This window comes from Pseudomonas sp. Irchel 3H9 (genome assembly GCF_900187495.1).
GTDB classification, from domain to species: Bacteria; Pseudomonadota; Gammaproteobacteria; order Pseudomonadales; family Pseudomonadaceae; genus Aquipseudomonas; species Aquipseudomonas sivasensis.
The window spans coordinates 420,884-433,188 of sequence record NZ_FYDK01000001.1; the positions used below are offsets into that span (position 1 = coordinate 420,884).

Below are 12,305 nucleotides of genomic sequence, written 5' to 3' on the forward strand. Positions count from 1 at the left end.
GTTACTTTGGGGCTTTTCCAAAGTGACCCGCCGTAAGGGCGGAACCAATACCCGCCGTTACCCAAATAACGAATATGCCCCCCAAGCCAACCCTCTGTCGCCAATAAACCGCCACCTAAATCCCCACGTTTATTGAATGCACACCCCCCAACTCCCAGCTAATCTCCTCACACCCAATATCCAACGAAAATGGATATTTTTTTGACGCCAGGTCAGCTGTCGCAAGGAATGCACATGACAAAAGGACGTAGTGGCAGAGAGAGGCGAACACTGCCAGAGGGCACCGCCATGACGTGGCGCCATACGTTCCAAACTCGCATCGCCGGAGTGCTGGCATTGCTGCTGCTGGTGGTCGTCGCCGCCACCTATTTTGCCGTCAAGGCCGCCACCACCCGCGCGGTGGAGAACCAGGCGCAAGTCCAGTTGAAAACCGGAACCCAGGTGTTCGAGCGTCTGCTGGACCTGCGCGGGCGTCGCCTGCAATACGGCCTCGATTGGCTCACCGTCGACGGCCCGTTCAAGCAAGCCGTGGCCGACGGCAACACGGTGTCGATTCTGGCTGCACTGCGTCGGCATGGCTCCGGCGTCCGTTCCAGCGAGGTGTTTGTGCTGGGGCTGGATGGCAAGGTCGTGGTCAGCACGTTGCCGATCCTCACGCGCGGGCAGCTTTTTCCCTATGACACTGCCTTGCGCCATGCGCGGCGTGACGGCCTGCAAATGGTGATTGTCGCCTTGGACGGGCGGCCTTACTTGCTGGTGCAGAATGAAGTCCTCGACCCCCTGCCCATCGCCCGCGTTGTCATGGGCTTTGCCATGGACCAACTGTTCGCCAACGAACTGCGTTCCATGAGCAACCTGGAGGTGTCGTTTCTCAGCGTGCAGGACGGCAGGCCCGGTCCGTTGTTCAGTACCCAGCCTGTCGATTATCAGGCCGGCACCCTCAGCCTGCTCCACGATGCGCCTTTGAACCCAGAGGCGCAGATCCATCCGTTTTACGGTGAGCGTGTGCTCAGCCAAGTGTTGCCGCTGGCCAACACCGGTGACGGCAACGAGGTGCGCGTATTGCTGCAAAGCCCGCTGGACCACGCGCTGGAATCTTTTGCGCCGCTGGACCGGCAGTTCCTCGGGATTGCCCTGGCCGTGCTGGTGGTCTCGTTGGCCGGTGCGTTGTTCCTGGCGCGGCGGGTGTCGCGCCCGCTCAATGCGTTGGTGGAGGCGGCCGGGCGCATTGGCGCGGGGGATTACCGCACGCCGGTGCGGGTGCGCAGCCACGATGAATTCGGCCTGTTGGCCCGTGCGTTCAATGCCATGCAAAGCCGCATCGCCGTGCGCGAGCGGCAACTGGCCCATAACGCCCTGCATGACGCACTCACCGGGTTGCCCAACCGCGCGCTGGCAATGGAGCGCCTGGGCAGCGCGATCAGTGCGCGTCGGCCGGTGGTGTTGCTGTACCTGGGCATCGAAAACTACCGTGTCATCAACGAGGGCTTCGGTCCCGAGGGCGTCGAAGAAATGATGCGCGAGGCCAGCCGGTGTCTGTCCATGAGCCTATTGGCCAGCGATACCGCCGCGCGCATCACCAGCAGCGAATTCCTGTTGTTGCTGGAAAATACCGAGGTCGACCGCGCCGTAGCCCGCGCCGACCGCCTCTACGCGTTGCTTACCGAACCCCAGCGCATCGGCAATGACGAAGTGCGCCACGAGGTGAGTATCGGCATCGCCGCGTACCCCGCCGACGGCCAGTATGTGGAGGAGTTGATCAGCCGTGCGGCCATCGCGCGTCACGATGCAACGACGCTGCCCGGTTATCTACAGATCTACCAGCAGGACCGCGATCTTGCGCACCAGCGCCAGATCAGCCTGATCCGCGACCTGCGCCGTGCGGTCGTCGAAGGTGAGTTGCACCTGTGTTATCAGCCCAAGCTCGACCTCCTGCATGGCCACGTTCGCCAGGCCGAGGCCTTACTGCGCTGGCAGCATCCGACGCTGGGGCTGGTATCGCCCGCCGAGTTTATTCCCCTGGCTGAACGCACTGGCAGCATGGGTGGCCTGACCCAGTGGGTGATCGAAGAGGCTATTCGTCAGATCGGCGAGTGGGCGCAGCGCGGATTGCATATCCAGTTGTCGGTGAATATTTCGGTGGACGACCTGGCCGATGATGACCTGGCGATTCGTGTGACCACCTTGCTGGAACACTACGACGTGCAGGCCCAGCAACTGATTTTCGAGATCACCGAAAGCGCGATCATGCACAACCCGAAGCAGGCCCTCAGCGTGCTGGAACAATTGCGCGGGTGTGGCATCAGCCTGTCGGTGGATGACTTCGGCACGGGCTATTCGTCGCTGGCGCAATTGCAGCGCTTGCCGGTACAGGAATTGAAGATCGACCAGTCGTTTGTGCGCAACCTCGACAGCGCCACGGGCGACGGCGTGATCGTGCGTTCCACCATCGAAATGAGCCACAACCTGGGGCTCAAGGTAGTGGCCGAAGGGGTGGAGTTCGAGCCCAGTCTCAAACTCCTCAAACAGTGGAACTGCGATACGGCCCAGGGCTACCTCATCAGTCGGCCGCTCAATGCCATGGCGTTCGAGATGTGGATGCGCCGCGAGCGCGCGCCGGTCTGAAGCCCGCGTCTATAGTTTTTAGGCCCCAGGCCGATACGCTCTACAAGGCTTGACCGTTTGCACAGTTATTTACCGACCAACGGTCAAGCATCCAGCGCTATTGCATGATGGCATTGTGCCTTGTTTGCGGCATCATGACCGTAACCCACTGTGCCAGGGCTGGCCGCTCATTTTCCATTTTTTGCGGATCGACCATGGCCCGAACTCCTCCCTTGCTCTCCCTGACGCTGATGCTGATGTTGGCCGGCTCTGCGTCGGCGGCCACGCTGGACCTGGTGTTCAAGCGGGCCGATGGCAGCCCGGTGGCGGATGCGGTCGTGACCCTGCAAGGCCCGCCCGGCGCATCGTCGGCCGTGCTCAAGGCGAATATGGACCAACGCGGCCAGCGCTTTGCGCCCCATGTGCTGGCGGTACACACCGGCACTCAGGTGCGCTTCCCCAACAGCGACAACATCCGGCATCAGGTCTATTCGTTCAGCGCCGCCAAACGTTTCGAACTGCGCCTGTACGAAGGCACGCCCGCCGAGCCGCTGCTGTTCGACAAACCCGGCGTGGTGGTGCTGGGCTGCAATATCCATGATTGGATGCTCGGTTACATCTACGTCACCGATGACCCGCTCTTCGCTGTCAGCGATGCCCAGGGCCAAGTGCACCTGGAGCAGCTGGCGCCCGGTGATTACCGCGCCACCCTGTGGCACCCGCAGTTGGCGGATATGCAGCCCTTGGACGGCGGCACCCTGCATGTGGCTGCCGCTGGCCTGAGACACAACGTGGTGCTGGCCCTGGAGCCGGCGTCCGAGGATCTTCCGCCGACGCCAAGTGCCTTTGGCGATGCCTTCAATCGAGCCGCCCGTGAAACTGCGCAGTAGTTTCCAGGCGCGGGTCGCCAGCGTCCTGATCCTGCTGTTGCTGGTGGTGATCGGCGCACTGTATTTCAGCGTCAAGGCTGCCACCAATTCAGCGGTGCGCAGCCAGGCGCTGGCCCAGTTGGATGTGGGCGCGCGGGTTTTTGAGCGCTTGCTGGACGTACGCGGGCGGCGCCTCGCTGACGGTGTGCAACTGTTGGCGGCCGACTTCGGTTTTCGTGATGCGGTGGCCAGTGGCGACTCGGCGACGATGCGCTCGGTGCTGCTCAACCACGGCAAACGCATCAACGCCAGTGACATGATCCTGCTGGGCATGGACGGCAAAGTCCTGGCCAGTACCCTCAGCGAAGTGCCCGAAGGCTCGACCTTCAAGTATGACCAGTCACTGCGCGAGGCCCGGCGCAATCGCCAGGTCATGTTGATTGTGCCGCTGCAAGGCAAGCCGCACCTGTTGGTGGAAGCCTCGGTGCTGGCGCCGCTGCCGATTGCGCGGGTGGTGATGGGCTTCAGCATGGACGGTGCGTTCGCCGATGAGTTGCGCTCGTTGAGCAACCTGGAAGTGTCGTTCCTGGCGATTGAAAAAGACCAGCCTGGCGAGTTGGTCACCACCCAACCTCAAGAGCTGCGCAGGAGCATCCTTGCATTGATGCAGGGCGATTCCACGCGCCGTGGCGTGTCCACCACCGATCACCTGGAGCAGCGTTTCCTCAATCAGTCGTTGGTATTGGCCAGCGATGAAAACGGCAAAGTCCTGGCGTTGCTGCAAAGCCCGCTGGATGCGGCGATGCAAGCCTTTGTGCCGTTGGATGAGAAGATCCTCGCCATCGCACTGGTCGCGTTGCTGGCTTCGTTGATCGGTGCCTTGCTGCTGGCGCGCACCGTGTCGCGCCCAGTGCAGGCGCTGGCCCTGGCGGCCGAGCGCATTGGCCAGGGCGACTATCAAACGCCCGTGACCCTGGCCCGCAGTGACGAACTGGGGTTACTGGCCCATGCGGTCAATTCCATGCAAAGCGGCATCGCCGAGCGCGAACAGCAGCTTGCCCACAATGCTTTGCATGATCGCCTCACCGGCCTGCCGAACCGGGCACTGGCCATGGAGCGTCTGGGCAGCGCCATTGCGTTGAATCGGCCGGTCGCGTTGATCTACCTGGGCATCGACAACTTGCGCGTCGCCAGCGAAACCGCCGGGACGGATGCGGTGGACCAATTGCTGCTTGCCGTCAGCCGTCGCCTGGAAGCCGTGCTGCGCCCCGGCGATACCCTGGCGCATCTGATCGCCGACGAGTTCCTGCTATTGCTCGAAGGCGCAGGCAGCGACGAGGCGGTGGGCATGGCCGACAAACTCCAACAACTGTTGCTGCGGCCCCAGCGCATCAACGGCCATGACCTGGCGCTGGACTGCCGTTTGGGCATCGCCGCATTCCCAGCCGATGGCGAAAGCCCGCACACCTTGCTTGAACGCGCGGCCATCGCCATGAAAGACGCCGCGCAAATGCCCGGTCGCCTGCAGGTCTATGAACATGGCCGTGACCTCGCGCACCGCCGCCAGATCACGCTGATCCGCGACCTGCGCCACGCGCCCAACCAAGGCCAATTGCTGCTGCATTACCAGCCCAAGCTGGACATTCGTGAGGGCCACGTACGTCAGGCCGAAGCCTTGCTGCGCTGGCAGCATCCGCAGTTCGGCATGGTCTCGCCGGCGGAGTTCATTCCCTTGGCCGAGCGCTCCGGCAGTATTCAGTTGCTGACCCACTGGGTGATCGAAGAGGGCATTCGTCAGCTGTGTGAGTGGAACCGCCGTGGCCTGTACCTGCAGTTGTCGTTGAACATCTCGGCGGACGATTTGCTCGGCGATGAACTGGCCCACCGCGTCTCGGCGTTGCTGCGTCGCTACGGTTTGCCGGCTGAGCAACTGGTGTTCGAAATCACCGAAAGCGCAGTAATGCGCGAGCCGGAAAAAGCCCTCAAAGTCCTGCACCTGCTGCGTGATTGCGGCATCAGTCTGTCGGTGGATGACTTCGGCACCGGCTATTCGTCCCTCGCGCACCTCAAGCGTCTACCGGTGCAAGAGTTGAAGATTGACCAATCCTTTGTGCGCAACCTCGATGAAACCAGTGAGGACGCGGTGATCGTGCGTTCCACCATCGAAATGAGCCACAACCTGGGCCTCAAAGTGGTTGCCGAGGGCGTTGAATATGCCCATAGCCTGCGCCTGCTGGAGCGCTGGCAGTGCGATACGGCCCAGGGTTATCTGATCAGTCGGCCTTTGAGCGCCGACGCTTTCGAAGCCTGGGTGGCGTTGCCACTCAGTGCGCAAACTTCCCTGGTTCATTGAGTGGCTGACGTGCGTCTTTCTCTACTGATCGGCTGCCTGGCCGCCCTGACTGTGCAAACCACCCTGGCCGACAACGGCCGCCTGATCGCCACCGGCGGTGCCAGCAGCATCGAGGGCACGGCGGGCGGCGGCATCACGCCGTGGGCGGTGCTGGCCGGCTATGGCGAACAGCACGAGTGGGGCGCCACGGCGTTCGCCACCAGCGTCAACCTGCCGGACTATCGGCTGGACGTGGCGGGGCTGGCGTTGGCCTATGACAACCGCGTCGAAGTCTCTTTCGCCCGCCAGCGCTTTGACCTCGGCAGCCTGGTGCACAAGCTGAATCTGCCGGAAGACAACCTTGGCCAGGATGTGCTCGGTGTGAAGGTCCGCCTGTTCGGTGACGTGATTTACGACCGCTTGCCGCAGGTTTCGCTGGGCCTGGAATACAAACACCAGACCAACTTCGACATCCCCAGCCTGGTTGGCGCCAAGCGTGACAGCGACGTGGAGGGCTACCTCGCCGCCAGCCGTTTGTTCATGGGCGCGGCGTTTGGCTACAACGTGCTGGTCAACGGTAACCTGCGTTACAGCCGCGCCAATGAAACCGGCCTGCTTGGCTTCGGCGGCGACCGCCGCGACCGTCGCAGCCTGCTCAAGGAAGGTTCGGTGGCCCTGCTGTTCAACCCGCGCTGGGCGGTGGGCGTGGAGTACCGCGAGAAGCCCGATAACTTGTCGTTCGCTGGCGAAAGCGACTGGGCGGACGTGTTTGTCGGCTACTTTCCCAACAAGCATGTGTCGTTTGTGCTGGCGTACGCGCGCCTCGGCGAAATCGCTACGTTGGATAACCAGAACGGCACCTACCTGTCCGTGCAGGGGAGTTTCTAATGCGCCTTTTACCGATTGCGCTGGTGCTGCTGCTCAGCGCCTGCGCCCAGCAACCGCCCAAGGACGACAGCCTGTACCGCGACCTTGGCGCCATGCCCGGCATCACGCGGATTGTCGAAGGCATGCTGCTCAACATTGCCCGGGATCAGCGCATCGTCGAACGCTTTCGGCGCGTCGATATCCAGCGCCTGCGCAACAAATTGATCGAACAGTTCTGCGTCGAAGCAGGCGGGCCGTGCACCTATACCGGTGACAGCATGGCCGAGAGTCATAAGGGCCAGAACGTGAGCCGCAGTGACTTCAATGCGTTGGTGGAGGATTTGATCAAGGCGATGGACAGCGAAGGGATCTCGGTGCCGGTGCAGAATCGGTTGATTGCACGGTTGGCGGTGATGCGCGGCGAGGTGATCGAGCACTAGTTTCATGAGTGCCGGCGGCAAGCGTGGGAGGGGGATTGCTCCCGATAGCAGTGCGCTAGTGACATGAGCATTGGCTGACCCACTGCCATCGGGGGCAAGCCCCCTCTCACATTTTGATCTGTGTTGTTTATGAAAAAGGCGGCTACCTGTGAGGGTAGCCGCCTTTGTTTTGCCGCCGGTAACGCTTAATCCGGCAGTTTGAACGCCATTACGTAGTCACCCTGTTTGGTACCCAGGGAACCATGACCACCCGCCACGACCAGCACGTATTGCTTGCCGTCCTTGCCGGTGTAGGTCATCGGTGTGGTTTGCGCACCCGCTGGCAGGCGGCCTTCCCACAATTGCTTGCCGTTTTTCACGTCATACGCACGCAGGTACTGGTCGAGGGTACCGCTGAGGAAGGACACGCCACCGGCGGTGGTGAAGGTGCCGCCCAGGCTAGGTACGCCCATGCTCAGTGGGATCGGAACCGGCGAGCTGTCGCGCACGGTGCCGTTCTTGTGCATCCAGATGGTTTTGTGGGTGGTCAGGTCGACCGCTGCCACATAACCCCACGCCGGTGCCTGGCACGGCAGGCCCATTGGCGACAGCATCGCTTCCAGGATCACACCGTACGGCGCGCCTTTGTTCGGCTGCACGCCTTCGGTTTCGCTGACGCGTGGACCTTGCTTGGCGATGTCGGCAGCTGGGATCAGCTTGGACTTGAACGCCATGTAGCTTGGGTTCACGAAGGCGATCTGGCGCACTGGGTCGACGGAAATGCCACCCCAGTCGAACACGCCGAAGTTACCTGGGTAAACGATCGAGCCTTGCAGCGATGGCGGGGTGAACGGGCCGTCGTAGCGCATGGATTTGAAATCGATGCGGCACAGCAGTTGGTCGAACGGCGTCACGCCCCACATGTCGCGCTCTTTGAGCGGCGGCGGCATGAAGTTCAGTTCGGACTTCGGTTGGGTAGGGGAGGTACGGTCGCCCGCCACTGCGCCCTGCGGAACAGCCACTTCATGGATCGGCACGACCGGCTGACCGGTTGCACGGTCCAGCACGTAGATGCTGCCTTGCTTGGTCGACGCCATTACGGCCTGCTTCACGCCGGCTTCGGTCTTGATGTCGATCAGCGACGGCTGGCCGCCTACGTCCATGTCCCACAGGTCATGGTGAGTGAACTGGAAGGTCCACTTCACATGGCCGCTGTCGATGTCCAGGGCGGTCAGGCCAGCGGCGTATTTTTCGGAATCGTCGGTACGGTCGCCGCCGTATTGGTCGGGCATCTGGTTGCCCATCGGCAGGTAAAGCATGCCGAGTTTTTCATCCACGGCGAACATGGACCACATGTTCGGCGAGTTACGGGTGTAAGTCTTACCCTCGGCCAACGGGGTGGTGTCGTCCGGGTTGCCGCTGTCCCAGTTCCACACCAGCTTGCCGGTGTGCACGTCGAACGCGCGGATTACGCCGCTTGGCTCGTCGACCGAAACGTTGTCGGTGACGTGACCGCCGATCACGACCAGGTTCTTGGTCACGGCCGGTGGCGAAGTGGAGTAGTAACCACCTGGGGCGAAGCTGCCGATGTTGGCACGCAGGTCGACCTGGCCTTTGTCGCCGAAGTCTTCGCACATCTTGCCGGTGTCGGCGTTCAGGGCGATCAGGCGGGTGTCGGCGGTCGGCACGAAGATGCGTTTCGGGCAGGCATTCGGCGCAGCGGCCGGGCTGGCGCTGCCGGTTGGGCTCTGCTCGGAAGCGTAGACGGCGTCATCGTGATACGACACGCCACGGCAGGTCATGTGCGCCCAACCTTTGAAGTTCTCAGCGCCTTGGCTGCTGATCTTCGGATCGAAGCGCCAGATTTCCTTACCGGTGTCCGGGTCCAGGGCAATCACTTGGCTGTGCGGCGTGCACACGTAGAGCATGCCGTTGACTTTCAGCGGGGTGTTTTCCGCGGTGGTCTCGCCTGGATCGTTCGGGCCAGGGATGTCGCCGGTGCGGTACGTCCACGCCGGAACCAGCTTGTGGGCGTTTTCCGGGGTGATCTGCGCCAGTGGCGAGTAACGATCACCAAAGGCCGAACGACCGTAGGAATTCCAATCGCCATCAGCCTGGGACGGCGCAGCATTGGCCATGCCCGGCACCGCGTCGCGGTCCAGTTGGCCTTTGATCTCACCGGGGTTGGTGAATTGGCTGGCAAGGGCGGCAGCACCGGCCAACACCACGGCCACGCTCAGCGCGCCAGTGCCCAGCGGGGCAGGTTGGCCACGCAGCAACGGACGGCGAAACCACGGGAGCAGCATGACGATGCCGAGGGCGAACAGCAGTGCCAGACGTGGCACCAACTGCCACCAGTCCAGGCCGACTTCCCACAATGCCCACACGGTACTGGCGAACAGCACCAGCGCGTACAGGCCCAGCGCTGCGCGGCGGGTAGCCAGCAGCAGGACGCCGGTGAGGGCGATGCCGATACCGGCCAGCAGGTAATACAGCGACCCGCCGAGCATCGTCAGCTTAATACCGCCGGCCAGCAGGGCCAGGCCCATGATCAGCAGCAAGACGCCTAGCAACCTGGGCAGCAGGCGGCTTGGGCTTGAAGCACCATCAGTGCTCATAGTGTGTTTCTCCGTGACGTTGGAATAATTGTGTAACCCCGTGCTTCACTCACTGTAGATGACGATTCGGCACAGGCTTGGTTCAGCGTTAATTCGGTTTTTCTGAGGATTGCGAGGGTTATCCACAGGCGCGCGATTTATACCCAGGCGCAGGTCGGTGTAAGACAGCGCTGTCTTGGTGTGTGGGAATATTCAGCAAGATGGGGTCGACCGGGGAGTGAAACGTTTCAGGTTATTGCCGACAAGGATAAAGCGCGGACGCGTCGAGAGAAAGCGCAAATCGCAAGATGCATCATTTCCGATTTGGTAACAGTGACAGAACGTCGCTGCACAATAAGTGTGGGAGAAGGCTTGCTCCCGATGGCGGTGGATCAGACACCGTTGGGTTATCTGACCGATTGCCATCGGGAGCAAGCCCCCTCCCACAAGGGGTTAGCGGTGTGCGTCAGAAGGTGGTGCGGATGCCGAACTGCACGCTGCGACCGGGTGCCGGTGCGATGTCCCGCAGGATCGAGCTGGCATAACGCACAGTCTGGTTGGTCAGGTTTTCACCGTTCACAAACGCTAACCACTGGCTGCCACCGACATTGAAGTGATACCCCGCGCTCGCGCCCAATGTGGTGTAACCGTCGGTGCCGCTTTCGTTATCCGGCACACGGCCCTGGCCTGCCGCGTGTTCCACGTCGATGCGTGCCTGCCAGCGGTCGAGTTCCCACAGTAAGCCGCTGTTCAAACGCAGCGGCGCAATGCGCGGCAAGGCGTCGCCGGTGTCGAGGTTGGTGGCGCGGGTATAGTCGCCCGACAGCTCCAAGGCGAATTTGCCGTAGGCGCCTTCGCCGAGCTTGATGTGATCTTGAGCCTCAAAGCCGGCGAAACGTGCACGCACGCCGGAATATTCGTACTCAGGAATGCCATTCGCGTCTTCTTCACCTTCGTCGTTCAGGGTACGACCCGTGCCCAGCAAGCCGATGTAGTTGGAGAAGCGGCTGTAGAACACACCGAAGCTGCCCTTATGAGTGCCATTGTCAAAGCGCAGGGCCAGGTCGCTGGACACGGCTTTTTCTTTCTTCAGGTTGGCATCGCCCAGTTCGTAGGTGCCGGTGGCGACGTGGGCGCCATTGGCGTACAGCTCGTAGAAGGTCGGCGCACGTTCGGTGTAGTCCAGAGTCGCCGCCAGGGACCAGATCGGCGTCAGCGTATACACCGCACCCGAGGACAGGCTGCCGGCGGTGAAATCGTTGGTTTTGTCGGCGCCTGCAAAGCGCGCGTTGCCCTTGGCATCCGGCTCGACGCTGGTGTGTTCCAGGCGTCCGCCAAGGCTGAGTGCGAGGCGCTCGGTGGCCTGCATTTCTTCGAGGATAAACAGCGCGCCGGCGTTGGTGTCGGTCTGCGGTACGAAGGCTTCTTCGCCCAGGGCCGAGAACTCGTTGCGGGTCACTTGGGCGCCGACCACGCCATCGAACGGGCCGATGGGCTGGTGACGCGCTTCGACGCGGGCTTCATAGCCTTTGTTCTTGAAGATCGTACCGGTTTCGCCGCCTTCGATTTCGCGGTGCTCGTAGTCGGTGTAGCCCGCGTCGAGTTTCACCGAGGTAAATGGGCCTTGCAGGTTGCGGATCTCGGACGCAAAGGCGTAGTGATCCTGCTTCATGCGGATGCGCACGTCCTGTTCGGCCGGCGAGCCGTAGTTGGCGTCGTAGCTGCTGTAGGACAGCCCGGCGTAACCGTCGTCCCACGTGTAGGAACCGCCCACCGCGCCACCGTCCTGACGTCCATCGCTGTTGCCCAGGCGACCGTTTTTGCCGGGGCCGTCTTCGCTTTCCGGTGCATGGCGGCTACGGGCCTGGCCGGGGATTTTCAGGTCGTTGAATTCCCGTGCGTTGGCGTCCAGGTGCAGGGCGAACGTGCCGTTGCCGGCTTCGAGTTTGCCCGCGCTGCTGCGTGTAGTGTCGGCGCCGCCATAACGCAGTTCACCGGCGCCGTGGATGCCTTCAATGGCTTCGGTGGGGATGCGGTTGTCGAAGGTGTTGACCACGCCACCGATGGCGCTGCCGCCGTACAGCAATGCAGCGGGGCCGCGCACGATCTCGATGCGTTCGACGTTGACCGGGTCCAGCGGCACCGCATGGTCATAAGACAGCGACGACGCGTCCAGCGCGCCCACGCCGTTGCGCAAGATACGAATACGATCGCCGTCCTGGCCACGGATGATTGGCCGGCTGGCGCCTGGACCAAAGTACGAAGACGACACACCCGGCTGCTTGTTCAGTGTTTCGCCAAGGCTGCCTTTTTGTTGCAGGGTCAGGTCATCGCCTTCCAGCACGGTGGTCGGTGAAGCGAGTTGCTCACTGCCCAGCGGGTTGCCGGTGATGACTTGGGGTTGCAACTCTAGGGCGTGTGCTTCGGAGCTGATCAGCAGGGCGGCGGCAAGCGGGGTCAAGCGCCACAGAGAAGAGAGGGACATCGGACATTCCTTGGCAAAGCGACGAAAAGATTTGAAAGTTATAGTTACAATATAACATCTCTTTTTTCGCGAGCCACGGGAACTTTTTATCCCTGAGCGGAGGGGGTGATAAGGTGTGCGCCTTCGTGATTA

At 62.0% G+C, this 12,305-nt stretch carries 7 protein-coding genes; 5 read left to right on the forward strand and 2 right to left on the reverse strand.

Annotation, left to right across the window (positions count from 1 at the left end):
• Positions 1–288 precede the first annotated feature (288 nt).
• The 5 genes from CKW32_RS02055 to CKW32_RS02075 all read left to right on the forward strand — a co-directional run bounded on the left by CKW32_RS02055 (position 289) and on the right by CKW32_RS02075 (position 7,112).
• A complete protein-coding gene (locus CKW32_RS02055; RefSeq protein WP_095183922.1) occupies positions 289–2,625 on the forward strand; it encodes a bifunctional diguanylate cyclase/phosphodiesterase in 2,337 nt (778 codons plus the stop codon).
• A gap of 194 nt (positions 2,626–2,819) precedes the next feature.
• Entirely contained in the window at positions 2,820–3,494 is a 675-nt protein-coding gene (locus CKW32_RS02060; protein ID WP_095183923.1) for a methylamine utilization protein, read from the forward strand.
• On the forward strand, positions 3,478–5,826 hold the full coding sequence (locus CKW32_RS02065; RefSeq protein ID WP_032891872.1) for an EAL domain-containing protein: 2,349 nt from the start codon (positions 3,478–3,480) through the stop codon (positions 5,824–5,826). The genes CKW32_RS02060 and CKW32_RS02065 overlap by 17 nt, the downstream gene beginning before the upstream one ends.
• A 9-nt stretch (positions 5,827–5,835) precedes the next feature.
• A complete protein-coding gene (locus CKW32_RS02070; RefSeq protein WP_095184315.1) occupies positions 5,836–6,693 on the forward strand; it encodes a DUF3034 family protein in 858 nt (285 codons plus the stop codon).
• Complete coding sequence (locus tag CKW32_RS02075; RefSeq protein ID WP_032891871.1) at positions 6,693–7,112, forward strand: group 1 truncated hemoglobin; 420 nt, start codon at positions 6,693–6,695, stop codon at positions 7,110–7,112. Before CKW32_RS02070 ends, CKW32_RS02075 begins: the two co-directional genes overlap by 1 nt.
• Positions 7,113–7,297: 185 nt before the next feature.
• Here the strand turns inward: CKW32_RS02075 and CKW32_RS02080 are convergent, their stop codons facing one another.
• Complete coding sequence (locus tag CKW32_RS02080) at positions 7,298–9,709, reverse strand: glucose/quinate/shikimate family membrane-bound PQQ-dependent dehydrogenase (protein WP_032891870.1); 2,412 nt, start codon at positions 9,707–9,709, stop codon at positions 7,298–7,300.
• A 445-nt stretch (positions 9,710–10,154) separates the two neighbouring features.
• Positions 10,155–12,173, reverse strand: coding sequence for a TonB-dependent receptor (locus tag CKW32_RS02085; protein ID WP_095183924.1), 2,019 nt, complete (start codon positions 12,171–12,173; stop codon positions 10,155–10,157).
• Between the last annotated feature and the right edge of the window lie 132 nt (positions 12,174–12,305).

Bases quoted from the DNA above. Each gene is read 5' to 3' on its own strand.
- CKW32_RS02055 (WP_095183922.1), top strand. From the start codon at position 289: ATGACGTGGCGCCATACGTTCCAAACTCGCATCGCCGGAGTGCTGGCA.
- CKW32_RS02060 (WP_095183923.1), top strand. From the start codon at position 2,820: ATGGCCCGAACTCCTCCCTTGCTCTCCCTGACGCTGATGCTGATGTTG.
- CKW32_RS02075 (WP_032891871.1), top strand. From the start codon at position 6,693: ATGCGCCTTTTACCGATTGCGCTGGTGCTGCTGCTCAGCGCCTGCGCC.
- CKW32_RS02080 (WP_032891870.1), bottom strand. From the start codon at position 9,709: ATGAGCACTGATGGTGCTTCAAGCCCAAGCCGCCTGCTGCCCAGGTTG.
- CKW32_RS02085 (WP_095183924.1), bottom strand. From the start codon at position 12,173: ATGTCCCTCTCTTCTCTGTGGCGCTTGACCCCGCTTGCCGCCGCCCTG.